24 protein-coding genes are annotated in these 21960 nt (G+C 62.0%); 12 read left to right on the forward strand and 12 right to left on the reverse strand.

Annotated elements, in window-relative coordinates; genetic code table 11:
* Positions 1-191: 191 nt before the first annotated feature.
* Positions 192-1208, reverse strand: coding sequence for a UDP-glucose 4-epimerase GalE (gene galE, locus ACFX4T_RS00005; protein WP_216924132.1), 1017 nt, complete (start codon positions 1206-1208; stop codon positions 192-194).
* An 80-nt stretch (positions 1209-1288) separates the two neighbouring features.
* Here galE and ACFX4T_RS00010 point away from each other — a divergent pair, with 80 nt between their 5' ends.
* On the forward strand, positions 1289-1915 hold the full coding sequence (locus ACFX4T_RS00010) for a TetR/AcrR family transcriptional regulator (RefSeq protein ID WP_377650415.1): 627 nt from the start codon (positions 1289-1291) through the stop codon (positions 1913-1915).
* A 127-nt stretch (positions 1916-2042) separates the two neighbouring features.
* The gene (locus tag ACFX4T_RS00015) at positions 2043-2654 is read left to right on the forward strand and encodes a hypothetical protein (RefSeq protein ID WP_216924129.1); all 612 of its coding nucleotides are present in this window, start codon (positions 2043-2045) and stop codon (positions 2652-2654) included.
* Between the two features lies 1 nt (position 2655).
* On the opposite strand, the gene ACFX4T_RS00020 is transcribed toward ACFX4T_RS00015, so the two are convergent.
* Positions 2656-3498 (reverse strand): hypothetical protein, encoded by an 843-nt coding sequence (locus ACFX4T_RS00020; RefSeq protein WP_377650416.1) that lies wholly within the window; start codon positions 3496-3498, stop codon positions 2656-2658.
* A gap of 13 nt (positions 3499-3511) precedes the next feature.
* The gene (dapD, locus tag ACFX4T_RS00025; protein WP_216924127.1) at positions 3512-4525 is read right to left on the reverse strand and encodes a 2,3,4,5-tetrahydropyridine-2,6-dicarboxylate N-succinyltransferase; all 1014 of its coding nucleotides are present in this window, start codon (positions 4523-4525) and stop codon (positions 3512-3514) included.
* Between the two features lie 106 nt (positions 4526-4631).
* On the opposite strand from dapD, the gene dapE reads away from it, so the two are divergent.
* Positions 4632-5756, forward strand: a complete 1125-nt coding sequence (gene dapE, locus ACFX4T_RS00030) for a succinyl-diaminopimelate desuccinylase (RefSeq protein WP_216924126.1) — start codon at positions 4632-4634, stop codon at positions 5754-5756.
* Between the two features lie 82 nt (positions 5757-5838).
* Here dapE and ACFX4T_RS00035 read toward each other — a convergent pair whose 3' ends face one another.
* The 4 genes from ACFX4T_RS00035 to ACFX4T_RS00050 all read right to left on the reverse strand — a co-directional run bounded on the left by ACFX4T_RS00035 (position 5839) and on the right by ACFX4T_RS00050 (position 9150).
* Entirely contained in the window at positions 5839-6705 is an 867-nt protein-coding gene (locus ACFX4T_RS00035; RefSeq protein WP_216924124.1) for an amino acid ABC transporter permease, read from the reverse strand.
* Complete coding sequence (locus ACFX4T_RS00040; protein ID WP_216924122.1) at positions 6702-7352, reverse strand: amino acid ABC transporter permease; 651 nt, start codon at positions 7350-7352, stop codon at positions 6702-6704. Before ACFX4T_RS00040 ends, ACFX4T_RS00035 begins: the two co-directional genes overlap by 4 nt.
* Before the next feature lie 84 nt (positions 7353-7436).
* A complete protein-coding gene (locus ACFX4T_RS00045; protein ID WP_216924120.1) occupies positions 7437-8318 on the reverse strand; it encodes a glutamate ABC transporter substrate-binding protein in 882 nt (293 codons plus the stop codon).
* 76 nt (positions 8319-8394) lie between these two features.
* A complete protein-coding gene (locus ACFX4T_RS00050; RefSeq protein ID WP_216924118.1) occupies positions 8395-9150 on the reverse strand; it encodes an amino acid ABC transporter ATP-binding protein in 756 nt (251 codons plus the stop codon).
* A gap of 163 nt (positions 9151-9313) precedes the next feature.
* Between ACFX4T_RS00050 and ACFX4T_RS00055 the strand changes: the two genes are divergently transcribed.
* From ACFX4T_RS00055 to ACFX4T_RS00070, 4 genes are all read left to right on the forward strand, one after another.
* Positions 9314-10153, forward strand: a complete 840-nt coding sequence (locus tag ACFX4T_RS00055; protein ID WP_377650417.1) for a TIGR00730 family Rossman fold protein — start codon at positions 9314-9316, stop codon at positions 10151-10153.
* Between the two features lie 18 nt (positions 10154-10171).
* Positions 10172-10513, forward strand: a complete 342-nt coding sequence (locus ACFX4T_RS00060; protein ID WP_216924116.1) for a DivIVA domain-containing protein — start codon at positions 10172-10174, stop codon at positions 10511-10513.
* Between the two features lie 80 nt (positions 10514-10593).
* Positions 10594-11784, forward strand: a complete 1191-nt coding sequence (locus tag ACFX4T_RS00065; protein ID WP_377650615.1) for a hypothetical protein — start codon at positions 10594-10596, stop codon at positions 11782-11784.
* Positions 11785-12013: 229 nt separating this feature from the next.
* Positions 12014-12181: a DUF3117 domain-containing protein gene (locus tag ACFX4T_RS00070; RefSeq protein WP_064721643.1), complete on the forward strand. Its 168-nt coding sequence runs from the start codon at positions 12014-12016 to the stop codon at positions 12179-12181.
* 124 nt (positions 12182-12305) lie between these two features.
* Here ACFX4T_RS00070 and ACFX4T_RS00075 read toward each other — a convergent pair whose 3' ends face one another.
* Positions 12306-12938 (reverse strand): O-methyltransferase, encoded by a 633-nt coding sequence (locus ACFX4T_RS00075; RefSeq protein WP_223946472.1) that lies wholly within the window; start codon positions 12936-12938, stop codon positions 12306-12308.
* Between the two features lie 236 nt (positions 12939-13174).
* On the opposite strand from ACFX4T_RS00075, the gene sigE reads away from it, so the two are divergent.
* Genes sigE through ACFX4T_RS00090 form a run of 3 tightly spaced genes read left to right on the forward strand, consistent with a single transcriptional unit; the run spans position 13175 to position 15210 of the window.
* Positions 13175-13798, forward strand: coding sequence for an RNA polymerase sigma factor SigE (gene sigE, locus ACFX4T_RS00080; protein ID WP_223946471.1), 624 nt, complete (start codon positions 13175-13177; stop codon positions 13796-13798).
* Between the two features lie 7 nt (positions 13799-13805).
* The gene (locus tag ACFX4T_RS00085; RefSeq protein WP_377650418.1) at positions 13806-14780 is read left to right on the forward strand and encodes a hypothetical protein; all 975 of its coding nucleotides are present in this window, start codon (positions 13806-13808) and stop codon (positions 14778-14780) included.
* A gap of 31 nt (positions 14781-14811) precedes the next feature.
* Positions 14812-15210 (forward strand): Sec-independent protein translocase TatB, encoded by a 399-nt coding sequence (locus ACFX4T_RS00090; protein ID WP_216924113.1) that lies wholly within the window; start codon positions 14812-14814, stop codon positions 15208-15210.
* Between the two features lie 31 nt (positions 15211-15241).
* Here ACFX4T_RS00090 and ACFX4T_RS00095 read toward each other — a convergent pair whose 3' ends face one another.
* From ACFX4T_RS00095 to ACFX4T_RS00105, 3 genes are read right to left on the reverse strand one after another with little or no spacing between them, the layout of a single operon-like run.
* Positions 15242-16369: an Mrp/NBP35 family ATP-binding protein gene (locus tag ACFX4T_RS00095; protein WP_377650419.1), complete on the reverse strand. Its 1128-nt coding sequence runs from the start codon at positions 16367-16369 to the stop codon at positions 15242-15244.
* 3 nt (positions 16370-16372) lie between these two features.
* Positions 16373-17098 (reverse strand): DUF1003 domain-containing protein, encoded by a 726-nt coding sequence (locus ACFX4T_RS00100; protein ID WP_254186212.1) that lies wholly within the window; start codon positions 17096-17098, stop codon positions 16373-16375.
* Positions 17091-18371 (reverse strand): magnesium transporter MgtE N-terminal domain-containing protein, encoded by a 1281-nt coding sequence (locus tag ACFX4T_RS00105; RefSeq protein ID WP_216924111.1) that lies wholly within the window; start codon positions 18369-18371, stop codon positions 17091-17093. Before ACFX4T_RS00105 ends, ACFX4T_RS00100 begins: the two co-directional genes overlap by 8 nt.
* A gap of 76 nt (positions 18372-18447) precedes the next feature.
* Here ACFX4T_RS00105 and ACFX4T_RS00110 point away from each other — a divergent pair, with 76 nt between their 5' ends.
* Positions 18448-19254 carry a general stress protein gene (locus ACFX4T_RS00110; RefSeq protein WP_216924110.1) on the forward strand — a complete coding sequence of 269 codons (807 nt, stop codon included), beginning with the start codon at positions 18448-18450 and terminating at the stop codon, positions 19252-19254.
* Between the two features lie 101 nt (positions 19255-19355).
* Here ACFX4T_RS00110 and ACFX4T_RS00115 read toward each other — a convergent pair whose 3' ends face one another.
* Positions 19356-20939: an aminopeptidase P family protein gene (locus tag ACFX4T_RS00115; RefSeq protein WP_377650420.1), complete on the reverse strand. Its 1584-nt coding sequence runs from the start codon at positions 20937-20939 to the stop codon at positions 19356-19358.
* An 80-nt stretch (positions 20940-21019) separates the two neighbouring features.
* Here ACFX4T_RS00115 and ACFX4T_RS00120 point away from each other — a divergent pair, with 80 nt between their 5' ends.
* Positions 21020-21868 carry a PHP domain-containing protein gene (locus ACFX4T_RS00120; RefSeq protein ID WP_216924108.1) on the forward strand — a complete coding sequence of 283 codons (849 nt, stop codon included), beginning with the start codon at positions 21020-21022 and terminating at the stop codon, positions 21866-21868.
* The last annotated feature ends 92 nt before the right edge of the window (positions 21869-21960 follow it).

The raw sequence follows: 21960 nt of genomic DNA on the forward strand, positions 1-21960 counted from the left end.
GTTCTAGCCCCCCTCCACCCCCCCCACCCCCCCCCCCACCCCACCCCCCCCCCCCCCCCCCCCCCCCCCCCCCCCCCCCCCCCCCCCCCCCTCCCCCCGCCGTCGTCGGTTCAGTCTGTAATAAGCAACGCGGGGTCACTTGCGGCCCATAAAGCAGGCCGATATGGGCCCTAAGTGACCCCGCGTTGTTATTAGGAAGCGTTGTATCCGTACGGATTGTTCTTCTGCCAGCGCCAGTGATCCTCGCACATCTGGTCCACGGTCTTCGTGGTGGACCATCCGAGGTCTGCGAGGGCGGACGAAGCATCGGCCCAGAAGGCGGGGAGGTCGCCAGCGCGGCGGCCCGTGATTTCGTAGGGCAGCTCGTGTCCGACGGCCTTTTCGAAGGACCTCAGTACCTCCAACACGGAGGATCCCCTGCCGGACCCCAGGTTCCAGCGGCGGACTCCCGCGCGGTCAGCGATGAAGTTCAGTGCGGCTACGTGACCTTCAGCGAGGTCCACTACGTGGATGTAGTCGCGCTGGGCTGTGCCATCCGGGGTGTCATAGTCGCCACCGAAAACCATGAGCTTCTCGCGGCGTCCCACGGCAACCTGGGCGATGAACGGGACGAGATTGTTGGGGATGCCTTGCGGGTCCTCACCGATGCGGCCGGACGGGTGGGCGCCCACGGGGTTGAAGTAGCGCAGCAGTGCGATATGCCAGCGGTCGTCCGCATTCCCCAGGTCTGAGAGGATGTCTTCGATCTGTTCCTTGGTGCGGCCGTACGGGTTGTTGGCGCCGATTTCCATCTTCTCGATGTACGGGATGGGATTGTGCTCGCCATATACGGTTGCGGAGGAGCTGAACACGATGGAACGGACATTGTGCTTGTCCATGGCCCGGAGCAGGTTCAGCGTGCCCACGATGTTGTTGTAGTAGTACGCCAATGGCTCCTGAACGGATTCGCCCACGGCCTTGAGTCCTGCGAAATGGATCACGGCGTCGATCTGGTGCTGGTCGAACACGGCCTCGACGGCGGGCTCGTCCACCAGGTCCACCTTGTGGAAGGCTGCGGTCTTGCCAGTGAGCTCGGAAACCCTGCGCAGTGACTCTTCGCTGGAGTTCACGAGGTTATCGAGCACGACGACGTCATGGCCGGCTTCCTGAAGGGACAGAACGGTGTGCGAACCGATGTAGCCGGTGCCACCCGTGACAAGAATTTTCATGGTGTCTACGCTATCGGAAATCCGAGCCACGCCGCTCAGTGTTGAGCGTGGTTGAAGCACGTTCGTGCTAAAAACTACTGGTGCCCAAAATTGTTGATGCCGAAGCCCGGCGCCAGGAAGTTGTCCAAGCTGTCTTCAGGATCATCGCAAGCGACGGTTTGGAGCGGGCATCCCTTCGTGAAGTAGCAGATGAAGCCGGACTGGCCGTAGGCTCCGTGCGGCACTATTTTGCCAGCAGCGACGAGCTTCTCGTGTTCTCCTTTGCCTCCGTCATCGACCGTATCAGCGGCCGGCTGGAGTCGGCTTTGCTTGCCGTTGAAGGCGAAACTCCGGGCAGCGCCGGGCAGCACGCCGCGGTGTTGAACCTCTTGGGTCAGTTCCTTCCCTTGGATGAAGAGCTCGCTGTGGACGCCTGCGTTTGGATGGCCTTCCGCCACGCTGCGCGAATCAAACCAGTGCTGGCTGCCGAGGCCGAACGCAGTCACCGCGCAGTCGCTGCCATTGTGGGACGCCTCATCATCCTGTTGAGCCCCGGCGAAGCCGAAGCCCGGCAAAGCCTTGTCACAGAGGCTGAACGGCTCCTGGCCACCATGGACGGCCTTTGCATGCATGCCCTGCTCCAGCCCGAATGGATGACGGCCGAGATGTGCAGCGACGTCCTCACGGCCCATCTCGCAGCTTTCGCTCCGGTGCCGGCTACGCCATAGGCTGTCCCGGCCTCGCCACGGGACGTCCACATGCCGCCCGGCAAGCAGTGTCTCCCGCACCGTTACCGTAGCAAGCCAACGGGAATAGACTGGGACATGTCGGGAACCTGCCAAGGGAGGAATTCGGATGCATGAGTCAGGCGGCCCGGGATGGCGCATCACCATGGACACGTCCGGGCCGATGCTCATCGCCCTGTACTTGCGCGATGTAGCTGGACTCGACGGTGCCGGAAAACCGTTACTGTCGCACGCTGCTCCCAAGGTCCGCCATGCCGATCACAGTCACCTCACCTCGGATGTGGGCGGGATCCACGCCCTGAAAACCGAGTGGGAGGCCTGGTGGGAGAAGCTCGTGAAGACCTATCCCGACCCGGCACTTGAGCTCGCGCCGCCCAGCTTCAAGGCCTTCGGGAATTCCCCTGCCCTCCAGCGTGTCCTGCAGGCACACTTTGGCTCAGCTTTGGGATGGGCAACGGACAGGATCGATGAATACGCGAAGATCGAGGCAGAGCGCGAAGCCAACGGCGTTACGGGAGTCCTGAACGAGATGGTGGAGGACAGGCTTCTGGAAGTCGGGCGTAGTTCGCGGGACTTTGATCTCACCATCATCGAGTTGCCGCTCAACGAACCCCGCGCCTGGTACTTGGAGCCCAGCACCATGATCATGAGCCACAAGCTGCTGTCCGAGCCCGACGTCTTCCGCAGTTATGTCCAGCCTGTGGTGGAGATACTCGCCTAGCTCAGGTGGTCGGTGCCGAGACGGTGATGGTCACTGATTCAGACGGCGCCGCCGAAGCAATCCACCCGTCGCGTTTTTCCCTGTTCCACGTCTGACCGCCAACATCCACTTGCGTGATGGACAGAGACTTGGCGTTGGCCACAGCCCAATGGGCAACTGCCCAGGCTTGCGTACCGGTGACATCCAGTTGCACCGAGCGGCCCTGGACTGTCCCGGGCTGGGGGCCGTACGCCGTCGTCAGTTCCTCCACGACGGCGGCAGGGTCACCGGCCGCTTCAGGCATCCGGAGTTCACAGGTCAGCGCGGATTCGGAATGACCGGTGAGGGCAGAAGCGAAAGCGCGACCCATGTTCTCGTGCTGGGCGTATGCCCGGGGGAACGCGGAGCGCTGGACCTGCTGGGCTGCCAGGGTAATCTCCATGGTCTCGTAACCGGGAATTTTGATGAGGCCGTTATAGAAGGCGTTCGTCGCATAGACAGGGTCCATGACCTGTGCCTCGGTTCCCCAGCCTTGCGATGGCCTCTGTTGGAACAACCCCCGGGAATCAGGTCCTGCATCGTCGCCGTAATTGATGTTCCGCAGCTTGGACTCCTGCATCGCGGTGGCGAGGGCGATGCTTGCAGCCCTTGGTGGAAGTCTGCGGTGAACAGAGATAGCCGTGATGAGCGAGGCGTTGGCCGTTTGGTCGGTAGCCAACTCGTAGCTTTCTGAACCTATGACGGCGAGGCAGCGCTCCGAGACCAGGGTCTCGGAGCGCTGCAGTATGGCAACTATCGTGTAGATAGCACCGGCCACGAGGGCCAGCGCGAGCACCGCAACGATGGCGCGGCGGAACCGGCGCATTGCTTGTCTTGTGCTAGTTGGCGTGGAGTGCCTCGTTCAACTCCACGGTCTGGCCCTTGCGGGGCAGGACTTCCACGCCACCGGTTGTGGAGTTGCGGCGGAACAGGAGGTTGGGAACACCGGAAAGCTCCACGGCCTTGATGATCTTGCTGGTATCTTCGCCGTTCTCGTCCTTGGGACCAGGCACACGGACGCGGGTGCCGGCGGTGACGTAGAGGCCGGCTTCCACCACGGAATCGTCGCCGATGCTGATGCCGACGCCGGAGTTAGCACCAAGCAGTACCCGCTCGCCCAAGGCAATCTTTTCCTTGCCTCCGCCGGAGAGCGTACCCATGATGGAGGCACCGCCGCCGACGTCCGTGCCGTCACCGGCCACCACTCCAGCGGAGATGCGGCCTTCCACCATGGACGTGCCGAGGGTTCCGGCGTTGAAGTTCACGAAGCCTTCGTGCATCACCGTGGTGCCTTCGGCCAGGTGGGCACCCAGACGGACGCGGTCGGCGTCGGCGATGCGCACACCGGTGGGAACAACGTAGTCAACCATGCGCGGGAACTTGTCCACGCCGTAGACCACGACGTTGCCGCGCTTGCGCAGGCGCGCACGCGTCATTTCAAAACCTTCGACGGCGGCGGGACCGAAGTTGGTCCATACGACGTTGGGGAGCTTGCCGAAGACGCCATCCAGATTGATGCTGTTGGGCTTGACCAAGCGGTGCGAGAGGAGGTGAAGGCGCAGGTAAGCATCGGCGGTATCGGCGGGCGCGGCGTCGAGGTCGATCTGTGCGAAGACCACTTTCTGCTCTGTACCGCGATCGGCGTCCTTGCCGTCGTCGGCCAGTGCAGTGAGTGCGGGATCGGCATTCTCGACGTCACGAAGGGTTTCAGCGGCTACACCCAAGGCAGGCGCCGGGTACCAGACATCCAGTACGGTTGCTTCCCCGGAAGGCGAGGTTGCGATGGTGGCGAGGCCGAATCCGTAGGCTGATCGGTGGTTTGCGGGCGCAGCAGAGGAAGCAGTTTCAGTCATGGCCCAAGTGTATCGAGCGCCCGTGGCACGGCTGAAACCCGTCTCACCCCGGGTAGGTCGCATTTGTTGCCCGAATCACAGCCGCCCGGAGCGTTAAGGTGGAGTGGTGACCCTTAACCCTGCCCCTGCCCTACTGGACCTGCGCCAGGACGTCGCCTTGCTGACAGCCGCGCTGATCGATATCAACAGTGTCTCCGGCAACGAGACCCAGCTCGCCGATCTCGTCGAGGCCGCCCTGCGCGCCATCCCCGAATACACAGTCGTCCGTGACGGCGACGCCATCATTGCCCGCACCGAGCTTGGCCGCGCCGAGCGCGTCATCCTCGCTGGACACCTGGACACTGTGCCGCTGCCCACGGTGGAAGGCTCGCTGGGCACCGTTCCGGCGACGTGGGAGTCGGGCATTCCCGGGGAGGGCGTGCTTTATGGCCGGGGGACTACCGACATGAAGGGCGGCGTTGCCGTGCAGCTCGCACTCGCGGCGACCTTGTTCGACGACGGCAAGGAACCGGACAAGGATGTCACCTTTGTCTTCTATGACCACGAGGAAGTAGAGGCCGTCAAGAGTGGCCTGGGCAGGCTGGTCCGCAATCATGGTGACCTGCTCCTGGGGGACTTTGCCATTCTTCTTGAGCCCACACACGGCACAGTTGAAGGGGGCTGCAATGGAACCAGCCGGTTCGAAGCGACCACCCTCGGTGAAGCGGCCCACTCAGCCCGCGCGTGGATGGGCAGCAACGCGATCCACGCCGCGGCACCCATCCTCGCGCGCCTCGCAGCCTACGAGCCGCGGACCATCAACGTGGACGGCCTGGACTACCGGGAGAGCCTCAATGCGGTCAGGATCAATGGCGGCACGGCTGGCAACGTCATCCCGGACCGCTGCGTGGTAGAGATCAACTACCGCTTCGCTCCAGACAAGACGCCGGACCAGGCTGAGGCCCACGTGCGGGAGCTCCTGGACGGATTCGACGTCGTCCGAACGGACGCTGCTGCCGGCGCCCGGCCCGGACTGAACCACCCGGCAGCTGCGTCTTTCGTGGCCGCAGTGGGCGCGGAACCAAAGCCGAAATACGGTTGGACCGACGTCGCGCGTTTCAGTGAGCTAGGCATCCCGGCTGTGAACTTTGGACCCGGCGATCCGTTGCTGGCGCACAAGGACAATGAACACGTCGACGCCGATGCCGTCCGGGAATGCCTTCGTGCACTCCGGACGTGGCTGGTTCGCTGAGGTTCAAAGGCATAAAGAGAAGGTCCGCAGCCGAATGAACGGCTGCGGACCTTCTTTCATGCCTAAAGGAATGTTCCTGGGACTACTTCTTTTCAGGTCCAGGGACGTTTACCTCAAGGTCAACGGTCTTGATGGCCGAAGCCATGCCACCGGCCGCCTTCTTGGAACCTCGCCGTTCGATCCAGATCGCAATCCGGGAAACGGTCAGGTTGATCAGGATGTAGATTGCAGCGCCCACGAAGAACGCGGGAAACAGGAAGTCCGGGCCCAGGAAGTCGGCCATGATCTGGATCTTCCGCAGGAGTTCCTCGTAGCCAACGATGTATCCGAGTGACGTGTCCTTGAGCAGAACCACCAGCTGGGCCACCAGCGACGGGAGCATCCGGCGAACTGCCTGCGGGAACTCGATGGACATGCGCGACTGGAAGCTCCGAAGGCCGATCGCGAGTCCAGCCTCGCGTTGCCCCTTGGGAAGGGACTGGATGCCGGCACGAAGGATTTCGGCGAAAATGGCCGCGTTGTAGAGCACCAAGCCGACCACGACGGCCTGGAACTGTCCTGTGGCAAAAACCAACAGGATGAACAGCATCATGAGGACCACTGGCATGCCCCGGAGAAACTCCAGAACTACTTGGGTGGGAACCCGGATCCACGCGATCAGGGAGATACGCAGGAGGCAGAGGGCGATTCCCAACGGGAACGCAACTACAGCTGCCACCGCAGCCGCAGCCAGTGTGGAGAGGATACCTTGGCCAATCAGACTCCAGACATCGGGAGCCAAGGGGCCGTAAAAGATCTCCCAACGATCGGCGTCGAAGATGCCTTGCTGTGCGAGCGTGGTCACAGCGATGGCCAAGATGCCGAGAATGATGAGGATTCCGGCCACGGATCCCAGGAGCGAATAGAGGCGGGCCTTGGGCCCGGGGACGTCGTACAGGACCGAGGTCATCGGGCAATCGCCACCTTTCGTTCAACAAAGTGCGCCACGAGACCCAACGGCACTGTAATCAGGAGGTAGAAGAATGCCACTCCGAGCAAGATCCAGAGCACCTGGTCACCGTAGTCGTTGGAGAGCTTGCGACCGTAGCCGAATAGCTCAAGGACGAAGAACGCGCCGGCCACCGAAGAGTTTTTGACCAATGCGATCAAGATGTTGATCATCGGGGGGATAACAGTCCGAACGGCTTGGGGAAGGACTATGAAACCCAGGACCTGGATGAAGGTCATCCCGATGCTGCGGGCAGCTTCTGCTTGCCCCACTGGGACGCTGTTGACACCGGAACGGACGGCTTCGGCGATGAAGGCGGCCGTGTAGCTGCTGAGCGCGATGATCGCGGCGACTTCAAACTGCTCGAACTTGACGCCAAGCCGCGGAAGCACGATTGCTGAGAAAAAGAAAATAATTGTGAGCGGGGTATTTCTGGCGACTTCAACATAGAACATGCTGAAGCCGCGGAGTGCGGCCACGGGGGAAACCCTCATGGCCGCCAGGAGCGTGCCGACGAGGAGGGCAACGATTCCTGAAATTACGGAGAGATAGAGGGTTCGGAGAAATCCGTCCCAATATTGGGGGAGGCTTGCTATGACGGCGTCCATGGCTTCCTTTGACTGCAGCTATCAGGGGACAGGATCCGGTTACTGTGGCCGTCCGGGTGGGCGGCCACAGTAACCGGGTTCCGACTAGTAGCGGTTGATCGCAGGAAGTTCAGGAGTGGTCTTGATGACCTTGCCTGCAGTGGCTTCCCATGCCTTCTTGTAGGTGCCGTCCTTGGCGAACGCCTCGAGCTGGTCGTTGATCCAGTTGCGGAAGACGGTGTCGTCCTTCTTCAGACCGATGCCGTAAGGCTCTTTGGTGAAGGTCTCGTCCGAAGCGAGCTTGAAGGCGTCTGGTTCCTTGTCCACGTAGCCGGCGAGGATCACGTTGTCTGTTGTGACGGCGACAACCTGCTTGTTGCGCAGCGGTTCCAGGCAAGCGGTATACGTGGCAGCGGGCACAACCTCGGCACCGTACTTCTCGGCGATGGTTTTGGCCGGGGTGGAACCCGTGACTGAGCAGACCTTCTTGCCCTTGACGTCCTCGGGCTTGGTGATGGAGTTATCGTCCTTGTTCACAAGCAGGGCCTGACCGGCCTCGTAGTACGGCCCAGCGAAGGAGACCTTTTCCTTGCGGGCGTCGTTGATCGTGTAGGTGGCGATGACGAGGTCAACGCGGCCCTGCTCGATGAACGATTCACGGTTCTGGGAGACGGTTTCAACCCATTCGATCTTGTCAGGTTCAATGCCGAGCTTGGCGGCGATGGCCTTGCCGATTTCTACGTCGAAGCCGACGGGCTTGCCGTCCAGGCCCTTCTGGCCGAACAGCGGCTGGTCAAACTTGGTACCAATGGTGATCTTCTTGGCCTGGTTCAACTTCGCCATTGTGGTACCGGCCTCGAAGCTCGCTGAGGCAACGGGCGGAGTAGTGGTGCCACCGCCTCCACCACAAGCGCTCAGCGAGAGGGCCAGTGCAGCAGAAGCGGCAACCAGGAGAGATTTCCTCCGGGTAATAAAAGCCTTCTTCATGACATTCCTTTCATTGGTTGGCCGGCGTACGGCCTGGGTGCGGTCCGTGCGGGCCTGGATGCGGGTCAGCAGGGAGCTAGTGGGTCAGAAGCTTGGACAGGAAGTCTTTGGCGCGGTTGCTCTGCGGATTGGTGAAGAATTCCTCGGGTGTTGAATCTTCCACGATCTGGCCATCGGCCATGAACACGACGCGGTCGGCTGCCTTGCGGGCAAAGCCCATCTCGTGGGTAACCACGATCATGGTCATGCCTTCTTTTGCCAACTGGATCATGACGTCCAGGACCTCGTTGATCATTTCGGGGTCCAGGGCCGAGGTTGGCTCGTCGAACAACATCACCTTGGGCTTCATGGCAAGTGCGCGGGCAATAGCCACACGCTGTTGCTGGCCACCGGAGAGCTGCGCGGGGAGCTTGGGAGCCTGGTGCCCGACGCCGACACGTTCCAGGAGGGCCATGGCCTCCCTTTCCGCCGTGCCTTTGGCAACGCCCTTCACCTTGATCGGTCCCAGCGTGACGTTCTCAAGGATCGTCTTGTGGGCGAACAGGTTGAAGGACTGGAACACCATTCCGACGTCTGCACGCAGGTGGGCGAGCTCTTTGCCTTCTTCCGGGAGCTTCTTCCCGTCGATCGCGATGTCGCCGTCGTCGATCGTTTCCAAACGGTTGATGGCACGGCACAACGTGGACTTACCGGAGCCGGACGGCCCGATGACCACGACGACTTCACCCTTCCGAACCTGGAGGTTGATGTCTTTGAGGACGTGCAACTGACCGTAGTGTTTGTTGACGCTGTTCAGGGAGACGAGCGCATCGCCGGACACTTGAGTAGTCATAGGACGAATCTAGCGAACAAAGACACAATTATGACCACGGTCACGGCAAGTTCCTCCAGATCGTGACTGAACAGAAACCTGCCCTCCAGCGATATACCAGACTGCAATGCAAGAACCGCGTCGTAGCGTCTTCGCTTGCATTCATCCGCGCTAGCCTTGGGCAATGAGCATTAGCCAGCACCCGGTTCCCAGCCCCGACGCGAATGGCCACGTCGCGGGCGTTCATGTGCCCCTGCCTTCGGAGATTCCACCGGCCAAGCACAAGGGTCCTTTGGAGCTGCGACGTAAACAGGCGGACACGGGAATGTCCGATCAGCATTTGCTGGACACGAGCGGTGCCGGGCAGTTCATCCACACCGATCCTTGGCGCGTCCTGAGGATTCAGAGCGAATTCGTTGAGGGCTTTGGGGCATTGGCTGATATTGGCCCGGCCGTCAGTGTCTTCGGTTCAGCCCGTACCAAGCCCGGAACCGAGTACTACGAGATGGCAGTGGATGTGGGGCGCAAGCTCGCCCAAGCCGGGGTCGCAGTGATCACCGGCGGCGGTCCGGGCTCCATGGAAGCCGCCAACAAGGGTGCTGTTGAGGGCAATGGCGTATCTGTCGGGCTGGGCATTGAGTTGCCGTTCGAGCAGGGCCTGAACCAATGGGTGGACCTGGGGATCAACTTCCGGTACTTCTTCGCCCGCAAGACCATGTTCGTGAAATACGCCCAGGGCTTCGTCGTCTTGCCCGGCGGACTTGGAACCTTGGATGAGCTGTTCGAGGCAATGGTCCTGGTACAGACACGCAAGGTGACATCGTTCCCGATCGTGCTGTTGGGTGTTCACTTCTGGGGTCCAATGATTGAGTGGATCCGGGACACTTTGGTTGCTGAAGGGATGGTGTCCGAAAAGGACCTGGACCTGATCCAGCTGGTGGATGACCCTGCCGATGCTGTCCACCGTGTGTTGCACGGTGCTCCGCTTCCAGCCACGACCAATGGAAACCAGCGCCCGGAGTAGGCGGCTGTTTCTGGCACGATGGTGGCTGTGAGCTTTTTCCTGGTGTTTGTCGCGATTGTCCTCGTCGGTGCCGCATTGTATTTTGGCGCCCGCATCATCCGTGGCGGCTCCGTGGGAGCGGGCCTGGATGATCCCCTGCCCAACCTGCCTCCGGTGCTGCTCCCGGAGAAGGCTGCAGCCACAGACATCGACGCCGTGCGCTTTGCACTGGGCCTGCGCGGTTACCGCATGGATCAGGTGGACCAGGTCCTTGATGAGCTTCGGGACCAGTTGGTAGCCAAGGACCGTGAGATCGAGAGACTCAGCGTGCTGGTCCAATCAAAGCTTGAGGATGGCGACGCCAAGCGGACCTCACCGTGAGCACGCCTGCACCAACCCGTTTTGGCGGGGAAGGACCCACTGCACGCCTTTCGCGGAGTATCTCCGCCGCGGCGGCCAGGATGGCACATTGGCCCTGGTGGCTTCAGGTTTCCTTGGTGTTTGTGGTGGCCCGGGTGGTCAGTGCCTGCATCTTTATGGCGGCTGCTGTTCATCAGGGAGTGAATCCATGGTTCCCGCCCACGCCGGACTACTGGAACTTCATCACCATCTGGGACGGGCGCTGGTATTCGCAGGCTGCGGACAGCGGCTACCCGTCCGTGCTCCCCGTGGATGCCAACGGGGTAGTCAAGGAGAACGCCTGGGCCTTCTATGCCTTGTTCCCGTTCCTGGGACGGGGGCTCAGTGTCGTCACGGGCCTCGGGACTCTTCAGTCCCTTACCGCCATAGCCATGGTTGCCGGGCTCGGTGCTGCCTTGGTGATCTTCAAACTCTTCAGGGAAGCGGCCAGCCGGCGTACGGCGATATGGGGCGTCATCTTCGTGTCCACGTTCCCGGTGTCGCCAATTCTCCAGGTGCCCTACGCAGAATCCCTGAACCTCCTGCTGTTGTCCGGTTCATTGCTCCTGGTGGTCCGGCGACGCTACGTGGCAGCCATACCGGTGGTGCTGTTGATGTGTTTGTCCAGACCCACGGGAGTCCCCTTCGCTGCCATGCTGGGCCTCCTCCTGGTTTGGCGGCTCTGGCAGCGTTTCAGGCCGGCAATCCGGGATGACGGGCCACCGGCTCCCTCTTCGTCCACGTCAGAACTCGTGTCCCTGGGGGCCTTGGTGCTGGCCACCGGACTCGGAGCCCTGGCATGGCCCGCCATAGCTTGGGCAGTCACGGGGGATCCCGGCGCCTACACGCGGACGGAAACTGCCTGGCGCGGACATGACCTGGTGCCCTTCAAACCGTGGTTCGATACCGGAAGGATGCTGTTCGGTCCGGTTCTTGGCGTGCTGGCACCCTTCGTTTTCGTCGGCTTGTTCGTGCTGCTGATGGTTTCAAAGCCTGTCCGGGCATTGGGCACGGAAATGCGCCTTTGGTGCGCCTCCTACATGGGCTACTTGCTGGTGTTCCTGCATCCCCAAACCAGCACTTTCCGGATGCTCCTCCCTCTTTTCCCGCTGGCCCTTGGTGCAGCGCTGCTGTCCAAGTCCAAGGCGTACAGGGGAACCGTCGTCGTCATGTTTGTCCTCCTCCAGATTGTCTGGGTGGTGTGGCTTTGGGCGTGGGCGCCATTGCCCGGAGGCGGTGACTATCCGCCATAACCCGGCTGTCCGCCGTCGGGAAGTGTCTTTGTTCCGTGTCAGGGTAATTAGTCCATTGATTCGCTACGGACGGGTAAGTACGGGATAATGGAATACGAGCAAGGACAAAAGCACCTAAAAGTGCCCGGCCAAGGCGGCCTCCCAAGCGGTGCCGCCGGCTGCAATTGCGAAGCGGATCCAGCCCGGCCGGGTTGGGCGTGACTTGGGACAAATGGAGGGGATTTTCCTAATGGCGGCTATGAAACCACGTACTGGCGACGGCCCTATGGAAGTAACCAAAGAGGGACGCAGCCTGATCATGCGTGTGCCGCTCGAAGGCGGAGGACGGCTTGTAGTCGAGCTCAATGCCGCGGAGGCGGAGAACCTCAAGGAATGCCTTGTGGGCGTTACCGAATAGATTCATAGGCAGGCTGGATTCAAAAGACCAGGGCCCGGCGAGAGCCGGAGCCCTGCTTTTGTTTAAGCAGCAGCGTTTTTTCTTGGGTGCCGTTCTTTAAGAATGTGCGCTAAATGGCAATTTCCTATTTTTTGACAGCCACCAGAAGTCCGTCGCCGGTGGGAAGCATCGCTGAGGCCAGGCGGTCGTCGTCGCGAATGGATTTGCCAACTTGCCGGAGAACCACAGTGGTGGAGTCGCGGGCTGCTGGATTTGAGACGCGGTCCTTATCCAAGGCGTCGTTGATCACCAGGGTGCCACCGGTCTTGAGCAACCGGACAGCCTGTTCAACGTAGCGGGGGAAGTTCGGCTTGTCGGCATCGATGAAGACAAGGTCGTACGCGGAGTCTGTGAGCCGGGGGAGGACGTCGGCGGCCCTGCCGGAGATTGTCCGGGTGCGGTTGGCCGGGCTGCCGGACTCCAGGAAGGCTTCGCGGGCGGCCTTGAGGTGTTCGACATCGACGTCGATGGTAGTCAGGACGGCTTGCGGACCCAGGCCCCGCAAGAGGCAAACCCCTGACACTCCCGCGCCGGAACCAACCTCAACTACTGTTTGTGCCTTTGAAGCCGCGGCAAGGACGGTCAACACGGCTCCAACGCCAGGGCTGATGGGCTTGACGCCCAATTCGAAGGACCTTTCCCGGGCGCGCAACAAGACGTCATCCTCAGCAGGCAGATCTTCTGCATAGGACCAGCTGGTTGACTTGTCGGCACTCATGAAGGGTTCGCTTTCCGCGCGTAGGGGTGTCTGTACAAGCCTACTGTGTCCAGTGCTGCAAACCCCGTGTTCGCAGCCGTCCCGGGATTGTGTCTGCGGCAGGATTTCGCCTTGCGTGGAAATTGTGCCTTAGTCAGGAAATTCCCAGACAAACTTGGGATGATATTGATCCGGTCATCCACGCGGTGGGCGGCACCGGACGAGTCCGGTGAACCACAGTTTGAGGGGAGTGGACGATGCCGGCATCGCATGCTGCGCCAGTCCAGACATCGGAGAGCGTTGAGGCCGTTACAGATTGGGTCATGCCCAGCTGGGAGGACGTGGTCGCCAACCACTCCGCCAAGGTGTACCGCCTTGCCTACCGCCTGACCGGAAACAAGTTCGACGCCGAGGACCTCACCCAGGAGGTGTTTGTCAGGGTTTTCCGTTCGCTGGAAAACTTCAAGCCGGGAACCCTGGACGGGTGGCTGCACCGTATTACCACCAACCTTTTCCTGGACCAGGCACGTCGTAAGAGTCGAATCCGCTTTGACGCCCTTGCCGAGGACGCCGAGTCACGCCTGCCGGGCCGCGAGCCAGGCCCCGAGCAGAGCTTCGAGCACAACAACCTGGACCTTGATGTTCAGCGTGCGTTGGAAGAATTGCCACCGGATTTCAGGGCTGCTGTTGTTCTGTGCGATCTTGAAGGATTGTCTTACGACGAAGTGGCGGAGGCGCTGGGCGTAAAGCTGGGCACCGTCAGGTCCCGTATCCACCGTGGCCGCACTATGCTGCGGGAGAAGCTCGCCCACCGTGACCCCCGCCCGGCTGACGCCCGCAAGCCCCGCCTGAAGATGCCTCGCATCGCCAGCATTCTTTAGGTAGTCGATGCCTCGACGCCACATCCGTCCGGGTGCACTGTCACGCCGCAAACCCGCTGCACGTCGCAATCCCGCTGCACGTTACAAACTTGCTGCCCTGCGCCACACCCGGAACCCAGAGCACCTACGGCATTGCCCGGAGTGCCGTGCTGCCCTGAACAGGGAGCGGCAGTATCTTGAACGGCTTCGCGGAGCAGCGGTGCCCGAAGCCAGCGAGGACCTGACGGCGCGTTTGCTCCAGCACACACAACGACTCGCGAACGAGCAGGTCCCGCTGGTCGCAAATTCGCGGACCAGGGGTGGTGCGTGGCGGGCCCTTCGGATCGCCGGAGTGGCCGCTGGCTCTCTCACGGTAAGTGCAGGTGCACTGGGCTTGGCGGCATATGCGGTGGCAGGAGATACTGCGCCGAACGCAGGCATCGGTGCCGGCAACGACGCCTCATCCCTTTCCAGTGCGTTAACCGGCGGCCCAGCGGAACTGATGATGACGCCGGAATTCGTTGCGACGCCGGACTTCCGCCCCACCGCACCCGTGAATTTGAGCTCCGAACAGTTGGATGCCCTGCGGGGCCAGGGGTGGGCATGTCCTGAACTTGGCGGTATGGGCTTCCATGTCGTGGCTGCCAAGGCCACCGTGCACAACGGTCACCCGGCGGTGGAACTCCGGCTGGAAAGCAACGGCCATTACGCCACTGTTGTGGAAGAGCACCTGCAGGCTTCAGACCTCGCCGTCACTGGACGTCCGGCATCGGCGCAGCTCTCTCTCACGCAGGGGACGCCGTGGGAGGCTGTCTACCGGACCTCCGCTGCAGTCCTCAGCTACTCATCGGACCTCCCGGCCGATGTGGCCGACGACGCCGTTCCCGAGTTGGTTCGTGCAGGCGACTCCATGATCAGCACCAAAGCTCCGCAAGCCTCCGAGACGTGGTCCGAACGGATGATCCGCGGCCTCCGGACACTGCTCCGTCCCGCTGGTTTATGACCGGCACCACAGACAAGGTAATCTTCGTAGCGTGTTTGGAATCAACGGCCCGGAGTTCATACTCCTTCTGATTATCGGCGTACTCGTCATCGGTCCCAGCCGTTTGCCCGAATACACTCAAAAGCTCGCCAACCTGGTGAAGGAAGTCCGCAGGATGGCCTCCGGCGCACGCGAGCAGATCAAGGAAGAAGTCGGCATCGACATCGATGAGGTCGACTGGAAGAAGTACGATCCCCGCCAGTACGATCCACGGCGCATCATCAAGGATGCTTTGCTTGAGGATGATTCGAAGCCAGTCAACGCCGGCGCCCCAGTTGCTGCCGCAACTGCTGCGGCAGCAGCGGTGGACACGAAGCCCAAGGCTCCAGCTCGCATTATTGAGCGGCTCGCCGAAGGCGAGGCCGCGCCTTTCGATACCGAAGCTACGTAGTTTTCCAAGGACCTTTCGAAGCCCGGTGGCTTCAGCGCGGCTGGATTCCGAGCGGCATGCCGGATAGTCCGCGCGGACGCGTTGCCAGCATCCCTGCAATGACTTCCAACGCTCTTGCAGCAGCAGTTTCGCCAGCGGCAAGGACTACAGGTTTTCCGGCATCCCCGCCCTCACGCAACCGGATGTCCAAGGGAATCTGGCCGAGAAGAGGCACGTCGCTGCCCACGGCAGCACTCAGCCGCTCAGCCAGCACGGCGCCGCCGCCACTTCCGAACAATTCCATGCGACCGCCGTCGGGCATTTCCAGGAAGGACATGTTTTCGATGACGCCGGCAACCTTCTGGCCGGTTTGGGTTGCGATGGTTCCGGCCCGTTCGGCGACATCCGCGGCGGCAGCCTGCGGGGTGGTTACCACGAGGATTTCGGCGTTCGGGAGGAGCTGGGCCACGGATATCGCGATATCGCCCGTTCCGGGAGGCAGGTCCAGGAAAAGGGCATCGAGGTCGCCAAAGTAGACGTCCGTGAGGAACTGCTCCAAAGCGCGGTGCAGCATGGGACCACGCCACGCCACGGGCTGGTTTCCCGCAACGAACATGCCAATTGATATGACCTTCACTCCGTAGGCCACAGGAGGCAGGATCATGTCATCCACCTGCGTCGGTTTCTGCGTGATGCCCATGAGCCCTGGGACGGAGAAGCCGTGCACGTCGGCGTCCACGATGCCCACCCGTAGGCCCTGGGCGGCCAGGGCACAGGCGAGGTTGACAGTGACGGAGGACTTACCCACGCCGCCTTTTCCGCTGGCCACTGCGTAGACCTTCGTCAGGGACCCGGGCTTCGCGAATGGGATGCCCCGTTGGCCGCCCGGACCGCGGAGTTGTTCCTTCAAAGCCTCGCGCTGGGCGGGGGTCATGACCTTCAGCTCCACGTCAACGCCGGTGACGCCTGCGACGCCGGACAAGGCGTTTGTCGCATCTGCCGTAATGGTGTCTCGTAGTGGGCAACCGGCGATCGTGAGCAGCACCGCCACATGGACGTTGCCGTCGTCGTTGGCCGACACCGACTCCACCATGCCAAGTTCGGTGATAGGACGCCGCAATTCGGGGTCAATGACGGTTGCCAAGGCAGCGTGAAGTGCCTCGGCCGATGGGGTGGTCATGGGTTACGCTCGGCTTTCAGGGTTTTCGGGAGGGGCCGGCTTCGCGCTGGAGTGCTGGGGCCCCGGACGTTGCGGGCGTACTTTGGGGATCTGCTGCGTGCGTGGTCCACGCGACTTGTCCCGTTTCTCCTTGAGCTTCTCCTTGACCTTGTCAGCCGAAGATTCGCTGCCTTCTTCTGCCGTTTCGCTCTCGCGCAGCTCCTCCTGGGCATCGATGATGTCCTCCAGCAGGCTGCGGAGTTCAGCGCGGACGTAGTCGCGGGTAGCTACCTCACGCAGCGCGATACGCAGGGAGGCCAATTCGCGGGTCAAGTATTCAGTGTCTGACAGGTTCCGCTCGGCGCGCTGGCGGTCCTGCTGCAGCGATACGCGGTCCCGGTCGTCCTGACGGTTCTGGGCCAGCAGCAGGAGCGGCGCAGCATAGGACGCCTGGAGCGACAACATGAGCGTCAACAGGGTGAAGCCCAGCTCCACGCGGTCGAACTGCCACTCCGTGGGCGCAAACGTATTCCATGCCAGCCAGAAGAGACAGAAGACCGTCATGTACACCAGGAACTGCGGCGTACCCATGAAACGCGCGAAGCCCTCCGTGGCATTGCCGAACGCGTCCGGGTTGGGGGAGAACTTAGGCAGTATGCGTTGACGCCCGCTCAGGGGCGTGTCGAGGCTCCCGGGATTGTTTGCGCGTCCAGTGGACCTGGGGGATCGGGTGGCGTTGATATCAGCCAATGCGGCCTCCGAGTTTCCTTATAGGGGCGTCGTCCTCGTGAGCGCGCCAGTCATCGGGCAACAGGTGATCCAACACGTCATCAACAGTCACCGCCCCCACAAGGCGGCCGTCGTCGTCGACGACGGGAAGCGAGTTGAGGTTGTACGTCGCCAGGGTCCGGGCTACTTCGCTGATGTGCGCCTGGTCCGACAACGGCTCAAGGTTCTTGTCAACGAGGTTGCCCAGCGGCTCCGGCGGAGGGAAGCGCAGGAGCTGTTGTATATGTACGACGCCCAGGAAGCGGCCGGTGGGCGTTTCCAGGGGAGGACGTGCGATGAAGATGGAGGACGCCAAAGCGGGGGAGAGCTCCTCGCGCCGAACGTGGGCCAGGGCTTCGGCCACCGTGGCTTCAGGAGGCAGGATGACGGGCACGGGTGTCATGAGGCCACCTGCAGTGTCTTCGTCGTACTCCAAGAGACGCCGGACGTCTTCGGCTTCCTGGGGCTCCATGAGCTGCAACAGTTCTTCCGCTTGCGCAGAGGGGAGCTCGGCCAGGAGGTCGGCGGCGTCGTCGGGATCCATTTCTTCCAGGACATCCGCGGCCCGTTCCACGTCCAGGGCGGACAGGATCTCCACTTGGTCGTCCTCGGGAAGCTCCTGGAGGACGTCTGCCAACCGTTCGTCCTGAAGTTCGCTTGCCACTTCAAAGCGGCGCTTGTCGCTCATCTCCTGCAGGGCTTCGGCGAAGTCAGCAGGCTTGAGGTCCTCGTGCGTGGCAACGAACTGTGTGGCCGCCTGGGGCTCGTTATGCCCACCGGTCTGCGCGTCCGCCCAGTCAATGATCAGGGTTTCGTTGCGGCGGAGCCTGCTCAGGGGCGATAAGGAATGCCCGCGACGGACGAAGAGTTTGCTGACGAACCAGTCCTTGGACCGGTGCTGGTCCATCGCGATGTCCTCGATCGTTGCATCGCTGCCATCGGCAAGGGTGACGCGGCGATCAAACATTTCCGCTACCACGAGTGTTTCAGCGCCCCGTTGTTCGAAGCGACGCAGGTTCACCAAGCCCGTGCAGATGATCTGGGTCTGGTCGATGGAGGTGATTCGGGTCATCGGTACGAAGACCCGCTTCTTGCCCGGCACTTCCACCACGATGCCAACCACATGCGGGGCGCCACGGGTCCCCCGGGAGAGCACGACGACGTCGCGCAACCGGCCTAAACGATCGCCCAGGGGGTCGAAAACGTCCAAGCCGAGCAGGCGCGCGACAAAGACGCGTGAGGGATGTGTGCTCATGTTTACAGGCTACCGAGTCTGCTCTCTTTTAGCTGAATTCCAGCCGCTTCACATCTACATGCGACACAATGGGGCTATGTCAAACATTTTTGGTGCTCCTAAAGCCGTTGAGGAGTCCCGCAGCGTACCTCAAGGTGACACTGTTGGCTCGTACACCTCATATTTGGATGCCCAAAAGGCGGTGGACTACCTCGCGGACCAGCAGTTCCCCGTGCACCTGGTATCGATCGTGGGCAACGACCTCAAGATGGTGGAGCGGGTAACCGGCCGGCTGAGCTACCCGCGCGTTGCCTTGTCCGGTGCTTTGAGCGGCATGTGGTTCGGCCTCTTCGTTGGCGTCATGCTCTCCTTCTTCACGCCCGCTGGTGGCACCTTCTCCATCATCACCTCCGTGCTTATGGGTGCAGCTTTCTTCATGCTGTTCGGCATCGCCACGTATGCGACCCAGCGCGGCAAGCGCGACTTCACGTCCACAAGCCAGGTGGTCGCCACCAATTACGATGTCATTGTTGCCATCGAGGCAGCCCACGAAGCCCGACGGTTGCTCCACCAACTGCCCATGAACTCCGCCCAGGCTGCCACCGGACAAGCACAAAGCTACAGTCCGCCAAACGCGCCCTTCCAGCAGCCTGGCCAGGCACCTGACCGTCCTGCCACCTGGAACGATCCCTATGGCCAACGCGGACCGGAGCCTACCGAACCCGATGCCTCCGGCGCGCAGGCTCCGGCTGCGCAGCCAGTACAGAACCCGACGCCGTCACCGATGCGCTATCCGGACCTGCCCGATGGCCGCCCCCAGTACGGCGTTCGAGTCACGGAAGGCCAGAACGCCCCCCGGCACGAGGATCAGCAGCCTGGGAACGAGGATTCCCACAAGCAATAGCCTCAGAAGAAGTACAAAGGGAAGGCCACTGGATATCCATCCGGTGGCCTTCCCTTTGTGCTGTTGTTTGCCCGGGGCGGACTTGCTCCCCTTGCTGAAGCCTAGCCCGCGGCTTCCTGGTAGATGCCGGCCATCCAGGACTCGACGTCGTCGGCCTTGCGCGGCAACGCTGCGCTCAGGTTCACGGGGCCGTCCGCGGTCATGAGGATATCGTCCTCGATGCGGACACCGATGCCACGGTATTCGGCAGGAATGGCCAGGTCTTCGTTCTTGAAGTACAGGCCGGGCTCGATCGTGAAGATCATGCCCTCCGTGAGGATTCCATCAAGGTAGAGATCGCGCTTGGCCTGGGCGCAGTCGTGTACGTCCAGGCCGAGGTGATGGCTGGTGCCGTGTGGCATCCAGCGGCGGTGCTGCTGGCCTTCGGGGCTGATGGCTTCCTCAACAGAGACAGGCAGCAGACCCCATTCAGCGAGGCGCTCGGCAAGCACCGTGGTGGCTGCAGTGTGGATATCCCGGAATTTCACGCCGGGCCGTGCGGCGGCGAACCCCGCATCAGCAGCGTCCAGGACAGCTTCGTAGACCTTGCGCTGCACCTCGGTAAAAATGCCGTTTGCCGGCAGGGTCCGCGTGACATCCGCTGTGTACAGCGAATCAGCCTCCACTCCTGCGTCAAGCAGCAGGAGTTCACCAGCGTTGACGGCGCCCGAGTTGCGGGTCCAATGCAACACTGTGGCGTTGTTGCCTGACGCCGCGATGGTGTCGTAGCCGAGTTCGTTGCCTTCCTCGCGGGCACGGGCGAAGAAGGCGCCTTCAACCACGCGTTCGCCGCGCTTGTGCGTCAAAGCACGCGGGAGGGCCCGGACGACGTCGGCGAAGCCTTCCACGGTGGCGGCGACGGCGATCTTCATCTGCTCGATCTCCCACTCGTCCTTGATCAGGCGGAGTTCGGAGAGTGCTTCACTGAGCTTTTCGTCCAAAGCATCGAGCTCGCCCAGGTCAAGGTTCTCAGGATCCTTGGCCGTGTTGTAACGGGCTGTGTCCACCAAAGCATCGATGTTCTCATCGACCTTGCGGACCAGGCGGATGGAGATGCCGCCGATTTCCGGCGCGCCCACGTTCTTGGTGATGGCCAGTTCAAGTTCGGAAATGTGCGCCGTGGGCAGACCCAGGCGGGCCTTGAATTCTGCCAGTGTCGGCCGTGCGCCAATCCAGAATTCACCGGCCCGGGAGTCGGCGTAGAACTGCTCGGTATCGCGTCCCGCCAGGGGCCGGAAGTACAGGGTGGCAGTGTGGTGACCGCCGTCGTCGCCCTTTCCTTCACCTACCGGTTCCAGGATCAAAACGGCATCTGGCTCGTGGTCCAGGCCCAGCCCGGTGAGGTGGGCGAATCCGGAGTGCGGGCGGAAGCGATAGTCGCAGTCATTTGAGCGGACCTTGAGAGGACCGGCCGGGATAACGAGCCGTTCGCCCTTGAACAGTTCGGAAATTGCGCGACGGCGGCGGGCAGCGTGGTCTGCAACGGCGTCACGAGCGGGGGTTACCTGCGGTGCGGGCGCCCAGTTGCTGGCCATGAATGCCTTGAAGGCATCGGATGTGGGCCGCTGCGAACGGTTGTTGACGCGCTCTTGCAGGGGCTGGGAATCTGTGGATTCCGCGTACGGGGTGTTTTCGGCATCATTCACCGTTACATCGTCCCACCAGTTTCGTGAGGAGGCCAACGGCGCAACACCCCAAGAAGGTCCGCATCCCATAGGCTGGGAAAGTGAGGATAGACCTGCATACGCACTCGAATGTTTCCGACGGAACCGAGCCCCCAGCCGGGGTGATCATTTCGGCCGCAGCTGCAGGCCTGGACGTCATTGCGTTGACGGACCACGATTCCACTGATGGCTGGGCGCTTGCTGCTGCCGCTGCCAAGGAGCATGGAGTCACTTTTGTTCCCGGAATGGAGATCTCGTGCCGGACGGAGCAGGGGATCAGCGTCCACCTTTTGAGCTACCTGCATGATCCTTCCCACCCCGGGCTTCTTGAGGAGATCACCAAATCAAAGGACGCCCGGCTCACGCGCGCCGAGCGCATGGTCACTCTGTTGTCAGAGGATTACCCCCTGACGTGGGACGACGTCATCCACCATGTGGCTCCCGGCGCCACAGTAGGGCGTCCGCATATCGCGGATGCCTTGGTTGCTGCTGGCGTGGTCGCTGACCGCTCCGAAGCCTTCACGTCCATCCTCACCTCGCATTCGCGATACTTCGTGCAGCACTACGCACCCGAACCCGCTATCGCCGTCGAGCTTGTCCGTGCCGCTGGCGGCGTGCCGGTCTTCGCACACCCGGTCGCTTCGGCGAGGGGACGAATTGTGGGGGAGCGGACGTACCGGGAGATGATCGACGCCGGACTGCTCGGCCTGGAAATTGAACACCGCGACAACCCGGAAGAAGGCCGTAGCCTTCTTCGCACCATGGCATCCGAACATGGGCTGCTCATCACGGGATCATCCGACTATCACGGAGCCGGCAAACCCAATCGGCTGGGAGAGAACCTGACATCCCCGGACGTCCTGGCGAGGATCGAGGAGTTGGGCACGGGAACGCGGGTTGTCCGGCCATAAGAGGATACCGCTGCCGAATCCACGGCTTCGAAAAATGTGTTGACGTGCTGCAGGGGAAGAGTAGTCTGGCGCTCGTGGGGGAGGCGGGCTGG

This window comes from Paenarthrobacter sp. YIM B13468, assembly GCF_042788025.1.
GTDB lineage: Bacteria > Actinomycetota > Actinomycetes > Actinomycetales > Micrococcaceae > Arthrobacter > Arthrobacter aromaticivorans.

Coding starts and splice junctions, on each gene's coding strand:
- galE (WP_216924132.1), bottom strand. CDS start 1,208: ATGAAAATTCTTGTCACGGGTGGCACCGGCTACATCGGTTCGCACACC.
- ACFX4T_RS00015 (WP_216924129.1), top strand. CDS start 2,043: ATGCATGAGTCAGGCGGCCCGGGATGGCGCATCACCATGGACACGTCC.
- ACFX4T_RS00020 (WP_377650416.1), bottom strand. CDS start 3,498: ATGCGCCGGTTCCGCCGCGCCATCGTTGCGGTGCTCGCGCTGGCCCTC.
- dapD (WP_216924127.1), bottom strand. CDS start 4,525: ATGACTGAAACTGCTTCCTCTGCTGCGCCCGCAAACCACCGATCAGCC.
- ACFX4T_RS00035 (WP_216924124.1), bottom strand. CDS start 6,705: ATGACCTCGGTCCTGTACGACGTCCCCGGGCCCAAGGCCCGCCTCTAT.
- ACFX4T_RS00040 (WP_216924122.1), bottom strand. CDS start 7,352: ATGGACGCCGTCATAGCAAGCCTCCCCCAATATTGGGACGGATTTCTC.
- ACFX4T_RS00045 (WP_216924120.1), bottom strand. CDS start 8,318: ATGAAGAAGGCTTTTATTACCCGGAGGAAATCTCTCCTGGTTGCCGCT.
- ACFX4T_RS00050 (WP_216924118.1), bottom strand. CDS start 9,150: ATGACTACTCAAGTGTCCGGCGATGCGCTCGTCTCCCTGAACAGCGTC.
- ACFX4T_RS00055 (WP_377650417.1), top strand. CDS start 9,314: ATGAGCATTAGCCAGCACCCGGTTCCCAGCCCCGACGCGAATGGCCAC.
- ACFX4T_RS00060 (WP_216924116.1), top strand. CDS start 10,172: ATGGTGGCTGTGAGCTTTTTCCTGGTGTTTGTCGCGATTGTCCTCGTC.
- ACFX4T_RS00065 (WP_377650615.1), top strand. CDS start 10,594: ATGGCACATTGGCCCTGGTGGCTTCAGGTTTCCTTGGTGTTTGTGGTG.
- ACFX4T_RS00070 (WP_064721643.1), top strand. CDS start 12,014: ATGGCGGCTATGAAACCACGTACTGGCGACGGCCCTATGGAAGTAACC.
- ACFX4T_RS00075 (WP_223946472.1), bottom strand. CDS start 12,938: ATGAGTGCCGACAAGTCAACCAGCTGGTCCTATGCAGAAGATCTGCCT.
- sigE (WP_223946471.1), top strand. CDS start 13,175: ATGCCGGCATCGCATGCTGCGCCAGTCCAGACATCGGAGAGCGTTGAG.
- ACFX4T_RS00085 (WP_377650418.1), top strand. CDS start 13,806: ATGCCTCGACGCCACATCCGTCCGGGTGCACTGTCACGCCGCAAACCC.
- ACFX4T_RS00095 (WP_377650419.1), bottom strand. CDS start 16,369: ATGACCACCCCATCGGCCGAGGCACTTCACGCTGCCTTGGCAACCGTC.
- ACFX4T_RS00105 (WP_216924111.1), bottom strand. CDS start 18,371: ATGAGCACACATCCCTCACGCGTCTTTGTCGCGCGCCTGCTCGGCTTG.
- ACFX4T_RS00110 (WP_216924110.1), top strand. CDS start 18,448: ATGTCAAACATTTTTGGTGCTCCTAAAGCCGTTGAGGAGTCCCGCAGC.